We start from the raw sequence: 15687 nt of genomic DNA, 5'->3' as shown, positions 1-15687 counted from the left end.
ACACAGAAAGGCCCTTCCGTGGGCGACCGGGGTCGCTCGGGGAAGGGCCAGAGTGTCCGACGTCGGAGGTCGGGCCGCGTGTGCCGGGTGGCGGCTGCCGGGCTGCGCGGACCGGCGGGCCGGGTCAGCAGGCGGTCAGATCAGGCGGAGCCGCTTGGCGCGCTTGGCGGTGCGGCGCTCCGGGCGCTCGCGCAGGGCGCGCTCCTGGGCGCCGGTGATCTCCGCGCGGCGGGCGATCTCGGCGACCTGTGCGCGGCCGATGTAGTACGCGGTCTGGGCATGCATGTGCGTGGTCCTTCCAGGGGTGGGGAGAGGGTGGCGGTGCCGGGGTGCACAGGCCGGGTCGCGGCTCGGTGTCCCGTGTTTCCGTCGTGTTACATCATCCCCGATTCCGGAAATCCCACGCAAGGCGGACAGCGGTGATCTGCGGCACCTTTCCGCAGGTCAGCGGCAGCTCAGTGGGCGCGCAGAGGGTGTTCCGGGCGGGCGTCGCGTCGACGGGGCGCACGACACCGAAGCGGAGCGAGTGACACGCACGGGCTCCGCTTCGGTGGTGGTGAGGTGCGCCGGGCGCCGGGTGTGTCCCGGCGGGCGCGAGAGGGTCATGCCGAACGCACGCGCAGGGCGGGTACCCGTGCGCGGCTGTCGTTCCGGTGTGCGGCGCGGGCCTCGGCCTTGCGTCGCTTCTGCTCCGTGCGGAGCGCGTTCCAACGCCGATGCTGCTCGGCGTCGCGGAGGCGGTCCCGGTGAAGGGTGAGCGCCAGGTCGTACTCGGTATGCACGTGAGTGCCTTTCGTGACGCTGGATGTGCCGGTCTCCCGACGTGGGTCTGGCCGGACCCTGTCCACCGCCCGGTATGGGACCGGACGGACGTCACCGCGGTGTGCCTTGAGCCTCCCAGGTAACCCCGCTGTTGCGCACGCCTTTATCTGCAGACATGTCAGACACCCAGATCACCCCGGTGACCTGGGCGTCTGACACGTCGACCAGGTTTGCTAAAGTTTCCTTGCGCAAGGTTCCTTTAGCGTCATACGCTCGCCGCATGCCTGAGCAGAAGCAGCCCGAGACCCCGGGATTCACGCGGCCGACGCCGCCCGACGGCGTCGTCATCTCGCAGACCGATGCGATCAAGGCCATGACCCATCCGCTGCGCCTGCGGCTGCTCGACCTGTTCCGGGCGGGCGTCGAGCTCACCGCCACGCAATGCGCCGAGCGCACCGGGGAGTCGGTCGCGAGCTGCTCGTTCCACCTGCGCCAGCTCGAGAAGTACGGCCACGTCGAGCGGGCCGAGGCACACGGCAAGGAGCGGCCCTGGCGGGCCGTCGGCCGCGGGTTCAGCGTCCGCCCCGACCTCGCCGACCCGGAGTCCTGGCCTGCCGCGACGGCGTTCGGCAGCATGTTCATCGCCGAGCAGTTCGGCCGGCTCCAGCGCTGGCTCGCGGATGCCCAAGGCGACGACCCCGACTGGGTGTACGCCACCACCCAGACCCACCAGGAGTACTGGGTCACGCGCGACGAGCTCGACGACCTCTCTCGCCGGATGGAGGAGCTGACGAAGCCGTTCCGGGGCCGCATGGAGGACCCGAGCAAGCGCCCGCCGGGTGCGCGACGGGCGCACCTCTTCGGCGCGGTCTGGTCCGAGATCCCCGACCCCGCCGATGAGTCCGAGGTCTCCGACTCTGCCGAGGAACAGGCGTGACCGCCCCCGCACGCCCCGTCTCGGGCGACGCGGCAGCGCCGGGTGACCCGACCGGCGTCGGGCAGCCCGGGCCGCTGCTGCCCGACGACCCGGCCCGGTACCTGCGGACGCCGGTCTTCCGCACGCTCGTGGTGGGCTGGACGCTCGCGAACGTGGCGGACTCGCTCCTGACGCTGCTCATGGCCGTCTGGGTGGCAGACCTGACGGGCAGCAACGCCCTGGGTGGCATGACCTTCGCGCTGCTGGGCCTGCCCGCGCTCGCCTCCCCGTTCCTGGGGCACCTCGCGGACCGGGTGTCCCGGCGGTGGATGCTGGTGATCGCGTACGTCGCGGGCGCGCTCGGGCTGGTGCCGCTGTTCTGGGTGACCCGGCCCGACCAGGTCTGGATCATCTTCGCGTCGACGCTGGTGTACTCGGCGGTCGCGTACGTGACGGGGGCCTGTCAGTCGGGCATCCTCAAGGACCTCGTGCCCGACGAGGCCCTGGGGCACGCCAACGGCCGGCTCTCGATGATCGACCAGGTGCTGCGCGTGGCCCTCCCGATGCTCGGCGCGGCGGTCTACGCGCTGGTGGGCGTGGTGCCGCTGGTCACGGTGGCGATCGCCGGGTTCGTCGGCGCGGCGGTGGTGTTCTGCCTGGTCCGGGTCCGCGAGTCACGGTTCGAGGAGGAGACGCGCGAGTCGTACCTGGCGGCGACGACTGCCGGGTTCCGGCACCTGTTCGGCACGGCGGTCCTGGGCGGCATGACGTGGAACGCGGTGATCGTGTTCGCGTCGGTGGGCCTCGTGAACGCCGTCGTGTTCGCGGTGCTCGACGGTCTGGGGCTGCCCGCGGCCTGGCTCGGGCCGCTCACGGTGCTGCAGGGGGTGGCCGGGTTCGTCGCCGGGGCGGTCACGCCTCGGCTCATGCTGCGATTCGGACGACCGCGGGTCTACGCGCTGGGCATCATCGCCGGGGGTCTTGCCCTGGTGCCGCTCATGTTCGGCTGGATGATCCCAGTGGTGGCGAGCCAGGCCCTGCTCGGGTTCGGCGTGACGGCCGCGGTCATCGCGTGGACCACCGAGCGCCAGGTGCGCACGCCGGACCGGCTCCAGGGGAGGGTCGCGGCCGCCGGCCACCTCGTCAACAACCTGCCGGGCACCATGGTGACGGCGATCGGTGCGGGACTGCTCGCGTTCGTGGACTACCGGGTGCTGGTGCTGGCCAACGCCGTCGTCGTGATCGGGGCAGGGCTGGCCGCGTTGCGCCTGCGCGACGCGACCACGTCGGACGTGTCAGACGCTGAGGTCACTCGGGTGACCTGGGCGTCTGACACGTCTGGCTAGGCCTCGCCCGGGAGGGCCTTGCGGATGACCAGGCGCGTCCAGGCGCCGATGAAGATCCGGTCGCCCTCCTCGATCTCCTTGCGCACGCCCTGCGTCAGCGGGTTGTCGGGCAGGGGCTCGCCCGCGGGCGCGACGAAGGTCCCGTTCGACGAGCCGAGGTCCTCCACCCACCAGCGCTGCCCGTCCGTGGTCAGCTGGCAGTGCCGCCGGGACACGCCCGGGTCGCTGCCGCAGTCGACGTCGGGCCGGATACCGCGGGAATGGGAAGGCCGCCCCACCAGGAGGCTGCGCTGCCGCAGCGTGACCAGGCCGGGCAGGCCCGCGGAGGGCATCGGGTCCTCGGGCCGCTCGTGCGCGTACCAGTCGGGGTCGACCCAGATCTCCGCGACCCAGGCGTCGTCGCCCGGGACGGGCGGCGCGCTGAGCCCGCCGCCCGCGGACGGCGCGGGCGCGCCGGTGGACGACGGCGCGGGCGCGCCGGTCGCCGGCGCGCCCGGCGCTGCCGTCGGTGCCGTCGGTGCCTGAGCCGACGCAGCGGGGCCCGGCGCCGGGCGGCTCGGCGGCTGCGTCGCCCCTAGGTCGCCCAGGTCCAGGCCGGACGTCGGCGGGGGCGGCGGGGCCAGCACGCCGGTGGTGAAGTCGTACCCGCAGTTCTCGCAGAACAGGGAGCCGGCGGGGGACAGGTCGCCGCAGTTCGGGCAGGTCACGGGGCCGGTCTCGGCAGGCTCGCCCCCCGGCTGACCAGTCCCGGTTCCCGGCTGACCAGGGGAGGCCGCCGACTGGCTCTGCTCCGCGCCCGGGCCCGACGCCGCGCCCGCAGGGATCGGCGTGCCGCACACGTCGCAGTAGTCCGTGGCCTGGCTGGTGTGTCCCTCCGGGCAGACGACGCTCATGCGCGCCGGACCCGGGTCGTCTTGGTGGATGCGGTGTCGAGTGCCATCTCGTCCAGCTTGGCGGTGTTCCGCTTGAGGCGCACGGTGCCCTCCTCCTCGTTCTCCACCTCCACGATCTTGCGCAGACGCGAGGTGGCCTCCTCGTTGCCGGTCTCGGCGGCGAGCTGGACGGCGCGGCCGAGCTTCACGGTCGCCGTCGCCTCGTCGCCGGCGGCCTTCGCGGCCAGGCCCTCCTGGATGGCCGAGGCGAGCTCCGCCTGGCCCGTGTAGTGCGCCACCTCGGGGCTGATCCGGGCGGTGAGCGTGGAGTCGTCCGACCACTTGGCCTTGACCAGGCCCGACGCCACCACCTCGCCGTCCACCGCGACCTGCACGCGCGCCGCGAGCTGCTCCGAGCCCACCGGCTTGGCCGGCACGCGGACCGCCACGTGATAGTCCCGGGTCTCGTCGGCCCATGCGCCCGTGGGGAACCCGCTGGTCAGGGGGTTCACCTCGGTGCGGCGCCCGGTGAGGTCGTCGACCTCGGGGGCCACCTGCTTGACGAACAGGACCTCCGACCCCTGCGGCGCCCACACCCGCAGGTCCACGGCGGCGACGCCGCGGGCCATGGACTTGCGCACCAGGGCGGAGAAGTCCTCGGCGATGTCCTCCGGCCGCGCGATCAGGTCGACGGTGCCGAGCAGCGCCGTCGAGATCTTGCGCAGCTCCTCGACGACCCAGCGGTCGCCGACGCCGCGGGCGTCGCACTGGAAGTGGCCGGTGACGTCCGCGATCATCCGGTCGAGGTGCATCGTCGGCTCGGACTCGTTCTTGCCGTCGGTCAGCAGGATCAGGTGCTTCTGCGCTGCCGGGACCGTCGCGAAGAGGTCGTCGGCGAGGCGCAGCCACGTCGAGATGGCGGTGCCGCCGCTCGCGGCCATCGTCGCGATGGCGCGCTTGGCCTCGTTGCGGGCGCCCGGCTCCATCGCCACCATCGGGACCCGCGCGTTGGGGTACGGGAAGATCCGGGTGGCCACGTGCGAGCCGCCGATGATGGCGAACAGCGTGCCGTCCGGGATCTGGTCCACGGCCACCGCGGCGGCGTGCTTCGCCGCCTCCATGTTGCGGCCCTGCATGGAGCCGGAGGTGTCGACGGCGACGATCTCGGCGACGCCGCCCCCGCTACCGGGGCTGACGCCGGCCGCGCCGCCGGTGGCGCCCGCGCCCGTGCAGGTCACGGACACGACGGCGTGCACGTCGGTGGCGCCGTCGGACAGGAACTCGTTCTGGAAGACCTCGGCGGAGAACTCGGCCACGGTGGCTCCTCTCGGTAACGGCAGGCTATCGCTGCTCGGTGACAGTGGGGGAGACGCGGGCGAGCGCGGCGGTGATGTTGTCCCGCCCGCCCTGTGCGTTGGCCCAGCGCACGAGCGCCGCAGCCGTGGTGTGCGGGTCGCCGGAGGTGGCGAACCGGCGCACGAGGTCGCTCATGTCCTGGGCGTCGGAGCAGTAGTTCCACAGCCCGTCGGAGCAGACCAGCAGCCAGCCGGGCTCGGACGGGACGGTCGCCGCGCAGCGCGCGTCGGTGTCCGGGGCGTCCGGGCCGAGCCAGCGCGTGATGGCGTGCGCCTGGGGCGACGTCTCGGCCTGGGCGCGCGGCGCGCCGGCCGCGATCATCTCCTGCGCCCACGAGTCGTCGACGCTGAGCTGTTCCGGGCGGCCGGAGTCGGGCAGCCAGTACACGCGGGAGTCGCCAAGCCAGCCGGCGACAATCAGGTCGTCGTCCACGACGGCGGCCACGAAGGTGCACGACGGCGGGTTGTCCGCCACGTCCGTCCCCTTCGTCGCAGCGAGCTGCTCCGCGGCGCCCCGTACGGCCTGGCCCGCGGCGCGCGACGCGGCGACCATGGCGTCCGTCCAGCCGGCGATGCGCCGGCTGGTCGCGCCCTCCACCGAGCTCGACCCCTGCGGCCCGTAGGCCACGAGCACGTCCCGCGCGGCGCGGCTCGCGGCGAGCGAGGCGACATCGGAGTCGGGGGCGCTGGAGACGCCGTCGCACACCACGAGCGCCGCGAACCTGCTCCCGGCCGCGAGGGCCATCGCGTCCTCGTTGCGGGCGTGGCGCACGCCGCGGTCGCAGACGCCGGCGACCCAGCCGGCCGGGCGCTCCTCGAAGTGGTCGCGCTCGGACTGGCCGGGCGTGCCGCAGTCGGCGCAGTACCCGTCCGGCGCGATAGTGCCGCCGCAGGCGGCGCAGGACCGCCGCGCGGAGGAGTCGCCCGTCGCGGGGTCGAGGTCCACCACCGTCGGGGCGGAGTCGAGGGTCACCTCGGCCGGTCCCGGATCGGTGACGTCCAGCGGCGTGCCGCAGTTCTCGCAGAACCTGGCGCGCGGGGCCGCGTTCTCCCCGCAGTTCGCGCAGCGGACGAGGGTACTGTCTTCGGCACTCATGTCTGGGTCGGTCTCCTTGCGTTCGTCAGGGCTCGCACCCCACGACTGTCTTTCAGCGGATCACCGGCAGGGGGTCACCGTCGGCGGTTCGTGTGCACCGGTTCGGTCCGGCGGACCGCTCAGCGCATCGTCCACCGCCGTACGGAGTTTGCCCGGTCGACGAGCGCCACGCGCTCCGAGCGGTCGTCGGTGAGGTGGGCGAGGGTGCGCAGGGCGAGCTCGAGCCGGTCCCGCAGGTCGGGCTCCGTGGCCTCGGCACCGGCCACCCGCACGCTCGGATCGGGCCCGCCGCGCGTGACCAGCCCGAGCGCGCCGGCGAGGGCGTCGACCGTGACCTCGGCCTTGGGCCGGTCGGGGACATGGGCGCCGTCGAGCCCGGCGACGGCGTCGGACAGGTCGACCAGGTTGCGGCGTGCCGCGACGAGCAGCCGGGCCCGCCGCAGGCGGGCGTCGGGGAAGGAACCCCGGGTGGGGCCGACAAGGTCGAGGGCGCCGAGGGCGCCGTCGAGCTCGCCGCCCGCGGACCGGACCCGGGCCAGGCCGAACGCGGCGGCGCCGGTGTAGTTGGCGTCGGCCCGCGCGATGGTGCTGTACAGCTGCTCGGCCACGCCCGGCTCGCCGGAGACCTCGCAGACCGTGGCCAGCGCGAGCTTCGGCGCCGGCTCGCCCGGCACCTGCCCGTAGACGGCGTTGAACGACGCGCGGGCGGCGGCCGCGTTGCCCGTCGCGAGATGCCCGAGGCCCTCCATCCAGGCGGCGCGCCACTCCCACGGGTCGTGCTCCAGGACCTGCGCGACGGTGGCGTGCAGCCGGCCGATGTCGCCCGCCTCGATCGCGGCCCGCGCCAGGGCGAGCCGCACCTCGACGGTGGCCTCGGCCGCGCCGCCGAGCGCGGCGATGCGGGCTTTCGCGTCGGCGATGTTCACGCCGGCCAGCCAGGACGCCATCGGGTCGCTGGAGTCCACCTTCAGGTGCGGCAGATCGTCCCAGGACAGGGGGCCGTCGGCGCCGTCGAGCGGCGGCACGCCGAACAGGAGGGACTCGGCCGACGTCGTCGCCGTGTACCCGGGGCCCTTGTCCGTGGCGACGACCTCGCGCAGCACGCCCAGGAGCTGGACGCGGGCCTCGTCCACCGTGGCGAACCGGTCGGCGGGCGCGGGGGCGCACGCCTTGGCGAGCCAGCGGTAGAACGAGTCGTACCGCTGGAAGACGGGCGTCTCGGCGACCGGCGGGAACGACGCCTGGTAGACCGTCGTGTTGCCGCGGAAGTCCAGCACGAGCGAGGCCAGGGTGCGCCCGAGCGTGAAGATGTCGGACGCCACGGACGGCCCGATCTCGGCCACCTCCGGCGCCTGGTAGCCGATGGTGCCGTAGATGGCCGACGTCATGTCGTCCGTGCGGCGCACGCCGCCCATGTCGATCAGCTTGACGCCGTCGCCCTGGGCGATGATGTTGTCCGGCTTGAAGTCGCAGTACAGCAGCTCGTGGTCGTGCAGGTAGCTGAACGCGGGCAGCACCTCGAGGATGTACGCGATCGCCTGGTCCACGGGCAGCGGCCGGGCCTGCCCGGCGCCCTGCTCGCGCCGCTCCTTGAGCACGTCCTTGAGCGACTTGCCGCCCACGAACTCCATGACGGTGTAGCCCAGGCCCTCGTGCAGCACGAAGTTGAAGATCTCGACGATCAGCGGGTGCTCCACCTCGGCGAGGAACTGGCGCTCCGCGACCGCGGCCTCGTACGCCTCCTTGTCGCCGGAGTTGAGCAGGCCCTTGAGCACCACCCAGCGGCCGCTGACGTTGCGGTCGCGCGCCAGGTAGATCCAGCCCAGCCCGCCGTGGGCGAGGCAGCCCACCACCTCGTACTGCCGGGCCACGAGGTCGCCGGCCTTGAGCGCGGGGGCGAAGTCGTACCGCGCGCCGCAGTGCCCGCAGAACCCGGCGATGCGGCCGGGCACGCCCTCGCGGGAGCGGCCCACCGGCTGGCCGCACGTGGGACAGTACCGCTTGCTCTCCGCCAGCTCGGGCGTGGCCATGACGGCCTGCAGCGGGTCCGCGATCGGGGTGTGCGGCACGGTGGTCAGGCCCGCGCCGAGGCGGTGCCCGCGCAGACGGGTGGAGCCCGTGCCGACCCGCCGGGTCTGGTAGGTGCCCGGCGCCACGCGCGCCGAACCCAGGGCCGTGGACGCGAGGCGCGACGAGCTGGTGCGCCCCGTGGCGGGCTGCGCCATCTCGGGCATCACGCCCGCCGCGCGCAGCGTCGCCGGGTCGTCGGCGCCCCAGGACGCCGCGACCGCGGCGAGCGCGCCCCCGGCGGGGTTGCCGCCGGCGGGTGCCCCGCACACGTTGCAGTAGCCGTCCTCGATGGTGCCGGTGCAGCCGGGCTCGGCGCAGGCCTGTGTCGTCATCGGTGTCCCTCCGGGAGATCGCGCACGAGCGTCTCGAGCTGCTCGGTGAAGTGCCGTGCCAGGGCCAGGTCGCAGGGGGCGGAGTCGAGCGCTTCGCGCGCCTCGTCCTCGCCCGCCTTCACGGTGGACGACGCCGCCCGCCCGTTGCCCTGGGCCTTCGTCATCAGGTTCTTGACGCGGTAGCGCAGCTCGGCGCGCTCACGCAGGGGTGCGGTGTAGGCGTCCTCGACGCGCTCCATCGCGCGCTCGACGGCGCCCAGCCGCTGGACGTACGTCGCGAGCCGGTCGCGGTCGTCCGGCACGTCGCCGAGCCGGGACACGTCGGGGATCGCGAGCCGCGGCGGGTCGGCGATCTCGCGGCGGCAGCGTTCGGCGACCCGGGCGAGCACGGGCATCCGGTCCGCCAGGGTGGTGCGCAGCGCGACGGCGCGCTCCCGGTCCTTGACGAGCGACCGGTTCCGGGCCGCCGCCACGATGAGGTCCCGCTCCGTGCGCGCGATGTCGTCCTCGAGCGCGCCGAGCGGGCCCGCGACGTCGGCGCCGCGGGCGGCGTCGGACTTGAGGCGGCCCAGCCGGTCGCGCAGGCGGGCGACGGCGTCGTCGTCCTCCGTGGCGGCGGTGGCGCGTGCCGCGTCCTCGGCCCGGACGATCCCCGCAGCGACCGCCCGGAAGCGGGCGGTGACGTCGGCGGCGTGCGGGTCGAAGGACAGCCGGGCGGCGAGCTGGTCGGCCTGGGCGTCGCACAGGCGCGCGGCGTCGACCAGGGAGAGCAGGGACGTGGCGGGGTCGCCGCCGAGGCGGCCCCAGATGAGCTGCGACATGCGCTCGCGCGCCACGGCGTCGGCCCGGCCCGAGTCCCACACCGTGACCAGCTCGTCGGCGCGCGTGCGCGCCGCCTGCCACAGGGTCAGCGCGAGCACGACGTCGGCGGTGACGCCGTCCGCGCCGGACTGGCGGGCCGCGGCGTCGAGCCGGTCCAGGTCGGCGCGGCGCACGTCGAGCCACGCCTGCAGGTCCGAGAGGTAGGCCAGGAGCGCGTCCGGCTCGGCCGCCACCCCCAGGGCACCGGGCGGCGCCGGCGCGCGGTCGGTCCTGCTCACGGCGCCCGTCCGTAGACCGGCTGCGGGGCGGTCGGCGCCGGGCCGAGCGCGTCGCCCAGCCACCGGTCGTAGGACTGCTCCCACTGCCCGCTGGCGACCATGTCCTCCAGCACGCCGTTGACGAACCGCACCATGTCCAGCTGGTCCGCCGGGATGCCGACGCCGTACGGCTCGTCGCTCACGGCGTCGCCCACGACCTTCGCGTACGGGTCCTGCGCGGCGAAGCCGGCCAGGACCGTGTCGTCGCCGGTGATGGCGTCCACCGCGCCCTGCTGGAACAGGACCAGGCACGTCGTGTGCGTGGCGGCGGGCACCGCCTCGACGCCCTCCCACTGCTCGAGCCGCTCCAGGGTGGTGGTGCCCTCGGGCGCGCAGACGCGCTGCCCGGCGAGGTCTTTGATGCCCGCGACCTTCGACGTGGCCGGCACCAGGAGCTTCTGGCCAGCGTGGTAGTACTCCGCGGAGAACGCGATGTTCGCCCAGCGGTCGCAGTTGATGGTGAAGGCGCGCGTCACGATGTCGACCTCGTGGTCCTGCAGGACGGTCTCGCGGTCGCCCGACGTGATCACGCGGTACTGGATCCTGTTCGGGTCGCCGAAGATCGCGGCCGCGACCTGGTGGGCCACGTCGATGTCGAAGCCCTCGATCGCGCCGGTGAACGGGTTGCGCGACCCCATGAGCAGCGTGTCCGCCGAGACGCCCACCCGGAGCGCGCCGCGCTCGCGGATGGCCGCCATCGTCGGGCCGGACGTCACCTGCGGGCTGCCGCCCGGGTCCACCGAGGCAACGGCGGGGAGCCCGTCGGTGCAGTCCTCGGCCGCGGCGGCGGTGCCCGACGCCGCCTTGCCGGCCTGCGCCTGGGGTGCGGCGTCCTGCGCGGACCTCTGCGCGGACGAGCTCAGGCCGGCCGTGCCGGTCAGGAGCTGGGTCGAGGACTGGGGTGCGCACGCCGCCGTCATACCGACGACGGCGAGCGCGGCGAGGGCGGTGACCAGCGATCTACGGGCTGCGCGCATGCTCATCGGTACTCCTTCAGGCGGACGTTCATCCCGGCGGTCGCGGCGACGGCCCCGGCGACGCCGAGCACGAGGGCGACCCAGGCGGCGATCTGGGCGGTGGTCGCGGCGGAGCCGAGCCGGTCGACCGCAGCGGTGCTCGTGGTCTCGACCTCGGCGTGGGCCCGGTCGGAGAACGCGGTGAACGCCGCGCCCGCCGAGTCGTCGGCCGTGGACGTCGCCGCCGCGACGGCGGCGTCCCAGTCGCCGCCGTCGTCCAGCTTGCGGATCTCGGCGTGCTTGGCGTCCCACGCCGCCAGCAGGTCCTGCGGGCTGCTGCCGCCGGTGTCGCCGTCGACGGCGTTCGCGGCCTCGTCCAGGAGGTCCTGTGCGCTCGCGAGCGACGTCTGGTAGGACTCCTCGAAGTCGGCGCCGGAGCCGCGCTTGATCAGCGTGAACGACTCCATCGACTTGGCGTCCGTGGCCAGCGACAGTGCCTGCGACGTCGCGACCGTGGCCGCGTACGGTCCGCTCGCGACGGACCGGGCCACGCCGTTCCCGCCCAGGACGGCGGCCGCCGCCACCAGCCCGCCCACCAGGAGGGCGACGCTCGCGGCGGCCAGGCCCGTGTTCAGCACGCGGTGCGTGCGCCGCGCCAGCCAGAGCTGGACGGCGCCCAGCGCCACCAGGCCGAGCAGCACGAACAGCAGCAGCACCTGGGCCAGGGAGACGGAGCCCATGTCGTTGTCGACCCGCTGGGACGTCGAGACCGCCACCTCGTCGAGGGTGGGCAGCACCTCCTCGCGCAGCGCCACCGAGGCCTGGTCCAGGTAGGCCGCGCCGACGGGGAAACCCTGCCGGTTGTTCGCCCGGGCCGACTCGACCAGGCCCGCGTACCGCTGCACCGCGTCGGAGATCGTGGCGAGGTCGGCGGCCTCGCCGGAGCCCCGCGCGGTCGCCGCCAGCGACGGGACGGCCTGCGCCGCGTCCGTCAGGTTCGCCTCGTAGCGGGCGCGCGCCTCCGTCGGCTCCAGCCCGCCCACGAGGAACGCGTTGGTCGCCGTCGCGTCGGCCGACACCAGGTCGTTGCGCAGCTCCTGCGTGCCGACGAGCTGCGCGGCGTCGCGCTGTGCGTCGTGCAGCGCCGAGGACTGGCCGCTGCCCGCCAGGAACCCGGTCACGCCCAGCAGCAGGCACGCCACGACGGCAACCGTCGTGGCCAGCGCCAGCCGGCCCGGCGTGGTCGCCAGGCCGGCCGAGAACCGGCCGGCGGCCGTGGCTGCCGGGGCGCCGTTGCCGGCCGCGGGATCGCCCACGGTGCCGGGCGCGGCCGGGCTCGTCGTCGCCGGCGCGGTCACGTGGTGGCCCCGCTGTCTGTCCCGATGTCCACGACATCCTCCAGGTCTTCCGGGACCAGCGTGCGTAGCTGGTCCAGCGTCGGTCGTTCAACGTCCCGCAGGCGCCAGGCGTGCCGGGCAATTGCGGAGTCCAGCACATTGCGTGCCCAGCGGCCGTTGCCGAAGCCCTCGCCGCGCGCCTGGTCCGCCGCAAGGCGGTCGAAACGCTCCAGCGTGGCGGGCTCCGGCACGAAGTCGGCGCCCCGGGCCATGCTCTCGAAGATCAGCCGCAGCTCGTCGGCGGAGTAGTCCTCGAACGTGATCGTCCGCGCGAACCGGCTCTCCAGGCCGGGGTTCGTGCTGACGAACCGGGCCATCGGGCCGGGATAGCCCGCGACGATCACCACGAGGTCGTCGCGGTGGTCCTCCATGTCCTTGACCAGCGTGTCGACGGCCTCGCGGCCGTACTGGTCCTCGGCCAGGGCGTACGCCTCGTCGATGAACAGGACGCCGCCAAGGGCGCGCTCCACCACCGCCGTCGTCTTCTCGGCGGTCTGGCCCAGATAGCCCGCGACGAGCTCGGAGCGGTCGACCTCCACGAGGTGGCCCTTCTCCAGGAGGCCCAGCGCGCGGTAGATCCCGGCTACGAGGCGGCCGACCGTGGTCTTGCCGGTGCCGGGGTTGCCGACGAAGACGAGGTGGCGGGTGAGTGTCGGCGCGGTCAGGCCGGCTTCGCCGCGGAGGCGTTCTATGCGGAGGAGCTCGGTCTGGCGGCGGATCTCGTCCTTGACTCGTGCTAGTCCGGTGAGTTCGTCGAGCTCCTTGAGGAGCTGCTCCAGCGTGCGTTCGGGCGCTTCGGGCGCTTCGGGCGCTTCGGCTGGGGCGGCCGCGGGGTCCGAGATACCGCGCCGGGATGCGTTCACGGGCCCCAGGGGGCCCTCCACTTCGGGAACAGATACATCCCGGCGCGGTATCTCGGACCCCGCGGCCTTTCCTGTCAGGTCGCCTTCTCCGGTGGGGGGCGTGGCCTGGTTGCTCGGGTGGGTTGGGCCGCCCGCGGCGGGTGGGGTGGTTGGCAGGGGGGCCCTGTCGCGGCCTGCTGCTGCGCTGCGGTGGACTGCCTTGGTGCCTTCCGCGGCGGCTATGGCGCTGATGCTGGGGTCGCCGAGGGTGGCCGCGGCGTCGACGACCGTTGCCAGGGCCTCCGCGTACTGGGCTGCGCTGGGGCTACCGGTGGTGATGAGCTCGGTGAGGAGGTCCGTCGGGGCGTTGCGCCAGCGGCGGGCGCTGACGGCGGCGTCGAAGAACGGCTGCAGGCTGCTGCCCGACGTCGGACGCCCCGTGGCCGCGATCCAGTCGGCCGGGGCGCCTGGGGAGGACTCGGCGACCGCTGCAGCGAGGCGTTCGCCCTCGGCGCGCGCGGCCGGGCCGCTCACGCCGACGGCGGTGGCTGTCGTGTCGAGGGCGGCGAGGGCGGCGGTGAGCGCCGTCGTGCTCACGGGGCCTCCAGCGGAGCCGGGCCCGACGTCGGCCCCGGGGTGGTCGGTCCTGCGCCCGGCGCGCTGCCCGGCGTGGCGCCGGGCAGGGTGAGGGCCGACGTCGTGCCGAACTTCTCCTCGAGGAAGCGGCCGTGCGCGACCAGGGCGACGGCGTCGGCCCGGGACACGGCGTCCGAGATCTTGTCGATGGTGGCGCCCAGGAGGTCGAGCTGGTCGCACAGGATCATGAGCGACGTCTTGCCGCGGTCCACGACGCGCCGGTCGGCGAAGTCGCGGGGGAGGCGCAGGTAGGCGTCGACGGCCTCGGGCAGGTAGCTCGTGGCCGTGGCGACCACGGTGTGCGCCTGCTGGGAGCCGGCGCCGAGCCGGTCCAGGCGGGGCGTCATCTCGTGCACGGTCTCGACGACCCGCTGCACGCGCGCGGTGACGGCCGCCGGCGCCTTGCCGGACGTGCGGGCCAGGACGGCGTCGACGGACGCCACTATCTGCTCGGTCGTCGGCGGGGCCGGGATGGAGACGGGCCGCGGAACTTCTTCGGTGCGCCCGCCGCCGAAGAGTCGCCGCCACCAGCTCATGCCTGCCTCCGAGCTTGCCGTCACGGGGTGTTGAGGTCGAGAGAACCGCTCGCCACGCCGTCGGTGTTGGTACGCCGTGCCCGCTCCACGTACTCGTTGGCCTTCGTCGTCTCGGTCTGCAGCACGCCGATGGTCTGTGACATCGAGTCGAGCGCCCGGCTCTTGAAATCGCTGATGGAGTCCATCGTCGCGTAGATGTTGGCGAACGCGGCCTGGAGCTGCTCGATGCCGACGGTCGAGCTCGCAGCCTGCTCCTGGATCGTCGCCGACTGGTCGGCGAGCATCTTGGACGTCGAGGCGATCATGTTCGACGTCGTGGTGTTCAGCGCGCCGATCTGGTCCAGCACGAGCTTCTGGTTCGCCAAGGCCTGCGCGACGATGACGGCGGTGCGCAGCGCGGAGACCGTCGTCGTGGTGGCCCGGTCTACACCCTTGGTGAGCTCGACGTTGTTCTTGATGATGATGTCGATCGCGAGGTAGCCCTGGATCGAGACCGCGAGCTGGGTGAGCAGGTCCTGGTGCTTCTGGCGCACGTAGAACAGGACGTCCTCGGACAGCGCCTTGGCCCGCTCGGGCTCGGCGATCTGGAGTTCGGCGATCTTCGCGGAGAGCTGGGCGTCGAGCCGCTCGGCCACGTAGATGTACTGGTTGAGCCGCGCCATCGTGTCCCAGAGGTACTGCTTCTCCAGGTTGAGCGCTGCGTTGTCCTTGCGCAGCTCGTCCTGCCCGTTGTACAGGGCCTGGATGATGGCGTTGAGCTGGCCCTGGGCGGACTCGTAGCGGTGGAAGTAGTCCTGGATCTTGTCGCCGAACGGGATGATGCCGAGGATCTTGCGCCCCAGGCTCGCCTCGGACGGGTCCAGGTCCTCGACGGTGCGGCGCAGCTCCAGCAGGGTCTGGCCCACCTTGGACCCCTCAGCGAGGCCGCCCTCCTTGAGCGCCCGGACGGGCGTGGCGAGCAGCCGGTTGCTGGAGTCGGCGGCCTGGCGGATGTCCTGGTCGCCCATGGTGCGCACGTCGTCGGCGCGCTTGGCGAACTCGGGGCTCCGGGTGTCGGCGCTGAGCAGACCGTCCAGGTAGGTGGCCACCTTCTGGTCGAGCGCGGGCGCGACGGCGGGGTCCACCTTGGGCGCCATCTTGGGCGCCTGCGTGGCGGCGACGGCCTGGACCGGGTCGGGCGCGCTGAGCACGAGAGGCTCCGCTGCGGCGGGTGGTTGAAGCGGCATCGGCTCGGTCATCGGTGCTCCTTGCGATAGGGCGTCCGAACCCGGCGAGTATATGCGTGGAGGCGCTCTCGCCGGGAGGTAAATGCCTGGGTGCGGGGTGAGAACGTCGGGGCGTTCGGGGGAGTTCCCGGGCGCTGGATGGCGGCCGTCGAGGGGATCGACCCGCCCAGGCGGTGTGGCACGCCTCACCTGGGGCCGCTGGACGG

14 protein-coding genes are annotated in these 15687 nt (G+C 73.7%); 2 read left to right on the top strand and 12 right to left on the bottom strand.

Going from position 1 to position 15687, the window contains the following annotated elements; translation table 11 throughout:
• Positions 1-135: 135 nt before the first annotated feature.
• Positions 136-285 (bottom strand): hypothetical protein, encoded by a 150-nt coding sequence (locus ACFT2C_RS03530; protein WP_377205628.1) that lies wholly within the window; start codon positions 283-285, stop codon positions 136-138.
• Positions 286-602: 317 nt separating this feature from the next.
• The gene (locus tag ACFT2C_RS03525; protein ID WP_377205627.1) at positions 603-782 is read right to left on the bottom strand and encodes a hypothetical protein; all 180 of its coding nucleotides are present in this window, start codon (positions 780-782) and stop codon (positions 603-605) included.
• A 260-nt stretch (positions 783-1042) separates the two neighbouring features.
• Between ACFT2C_RS03525 and ACFT2C_RS03520 the strand changes: the two genes are divergently transcribed.
• Positions 1043-1699, top strand: a complete 657-nt coding sequence (locus ACFT2C_RS03520; RefSeq protein ID WP_377205626.1) for a helix-turn-helix domain-containing protein — start codon at positions 1043-1045, stop codon at positions 1697-1699.
• Positions 1696-3024, top strand: coding sequence for an MFS transporter (locus tag ACFT2C_RS03515; RefSeq protein ID WP_377205625.1), 1329 nt, complete (start codon positions 1696-1698; stop codon positions 3022-3024). Before ACFT2C_RS03520 ends, ACFT2C_RS03515 begins: the two co-directional genes overlap by 4 nt.
• On the opposite strand, the gene ACFT2C_RS03510 is transcribed toward ACFT2C_RS03515, so the two are convergent.
• The 10 genes from ACFT2C_RS03510 to ACFT2C_RS03465 all read right to left on the bottom strand — a co-directional run bounded on the left by ACFT2C_RS03510 (position 3021) and on the right by ACFT2C_RS03465 (position 15493).
• Entirely contained in the window at positions 3021-3917 is an 897-nt protein-coding gene (locus ACFT2C_RS03510) for an FHA domain-containing protein (RefSeq protein WP_377205624.1), read from the bottom strand. The two genes, ACFT2C_RS03515 and ACFT2C_RS03510, sit on opposite strands and share 4 nt — an antisense overlap.
• Complete coding sequence (locus tag ACFT2C_RS03505; protein ID WP_377205623.1) at positions 3914-5212, bottom strand: VWA domain-containing protein; 1299 nt, start codon at positions 5210-5212, stop codon at positions 3914-3916. Before ACFT2C_RS03505 ends, ACFT2C_RS03510 begins: the two co-directional genes overlap by 4 nt.
• 25 nt (positions 5213-5237) lie before the next feature.
• Positions 5238-6347: a PP2C family serine/threonine-protein phosphatase gene (locus tag ACFT2C_RS03500; RefSeq protein ID WP_377205622.1), complete on the bottom strand. Its 1110-nt coding sequence runs from the start codon at positions 6345-6347 to the stop codon at positions 5238-5240.
• Positions 6348-6466: 119 nt separating this feature from the next.
• On the bottom strand, positions 6467-8749 hold the full coding sequence (locus ACFT2C_RS03495) for a tetratricopeptide repeat protein (protein WP_377205621.1): 2283 nt from the start codon (positions 8747-8749) through the stop codon (positions 6467-6469).
• Entirely contained in the window at positions 8746-9849 is a 1104-nt protein-coding gene (locus ACFT2C_RS03490; RefSeq protein ID WP_377205620.1) for a hypothetical protein, read from the bottom strand. Before ACFT2C_RS03490 ends, ACFT2C_RS03495 begins: the two co-directional genes overlap by 4 nt.
• Positions 9846-10871, bottom strand: coding sequence for a glutamate ABC transporter substrate-binding protein (locus tag ACFT2C_RS03485; RefSeq protein WP_377205619.1), 1026 nt, complete (start codon positions 10869-10871; stop codon positions 9846-9848). The genes ACFT2C_RS03490 and ACFT2C_RS03485 overlap by 4 nt, the downstream gene beginning before the upstream one ends.
• A complete protein-coding gene (locus tag ACFT2C_RS03480) occupies positions 10868-12202 on the bottom strand; it encodes a hypothetical protein (RefSeq protein WP_377205618.1) in 1335 nt (444 codons plus the stop codon). Before ACFT2C_RS03480 ends, ACFT2C_RS03485 begins: the two co-directional genes overlap by 4 nt.
• Positions 12199-13680 carry an AAA family ATPase gene (locus tag ACFT2C_RS03475; RefSeq protein WP_377205617.1) on the bottom strand — a complete coding sequence of 494 codons (1482 nt, stop codon included), beginning with the start codon at positions 13678-13680 and terminating at the stop codon, positions 12199-12201. The genes ACFT2C_RS03480 and ACFT2C_RS03475 overlap by 4 nt, the downstream gene beginning before the upstream one ends.
• Positions 13677-14255, bottom strand: coding sequence for a hypothetical protein (locus ACFT2C_RS03470; RefSeq protein WP_377205616.1), 579 nt, complete (start codon positions 14253-14255; stop codon positions 13677-13679). The genes ACFT2C_RS03475 and ACFT2C_RS03470 overlap by 4 nt, the downstream gene beginning before the upstream one ends.
• Before the next feature lie 20 nt (positions 14256-14275).
• Positions 14276-15493, bottom strand: coding sequence for a toxic anion resistance protein (locus tag ACFT2C_RS03465; protein WP_377205615.1), 1218 nt, complete (start codon positions 15491-15493; stop codon positions 14276-14278).
• Positions 15494-15687 lie beyond the last annotated feature (194 nt).

This window comes from Promicromonospora sp. NPDC057138, from assembly GCF_042670845.1.
GTDB lineage: Bacteria > Actinomycetota > Actinomycetes > Actinomycetales > Cellulomonadaceae > Promicromonospora.
This window is presented reverse-complemented; position numbering and strand designations above follow the sequence as displayed.

Coding starts and splice junctions, on each gene's coding strand:
- ACFT2C_RS03530 (WP_377205628.1), bottom strand. CDS start 285: ATGCATGCCCAGACCGCGTACTACATCGGCCGCGCACAGGTCGCCGAG.
- ACFT2C_RS03520 (WP_377205626.1), top strand. CDS start 1,043: ATGCCTGAGCAGAAGCAGCCCGAGACCCCGGGATTCACGCGGCCGACG.
- ACFT2C_RS03510 (WP_377205624.1), bottom strand. CDS start 3,917: ATGAGCGTCGTCTGCCCGGAGGGACACACCAGCCAGGCCACGGACTAC.
- ACFT2C_RS03500 (WP_377205622.1), bottom strand. CDS start 6,347: ATGAGTGCCGAAGACAGTACCCTCGTCCGCTGCGCGAACTGCGGGGAG.
- ACFT2C_RS03495 (WP_377205621.1), bottom strand. CDS start 8,749: ATGACGACACAGGCCTGCGCCGAGCCCGGCTGCACCGGCACCATCGAG.
- ACFT2C_RS03485 (WP_377205619.1), bottom strand. CDS start 10,871: ATGAGCATGCGCGCAGCCCGTAGATCGCTGGTCACCGCCCTCGCCGCG.
- ACFT2C_RS03470 (WP_377205616.1), bottom strand. CDS start 14,255: ATGAGCTGGTGGCGGCGACTCTTCGGCGGCGGGCGCACCGAAGAAGTT.
- ACFT2C_RS03465 (WP_377205615.1), bottom strand. CDS start 15,493: ATGACCGAGCCGATGCCGCTTCAACCACCCGCCGCAGCGGAGCCTCTC.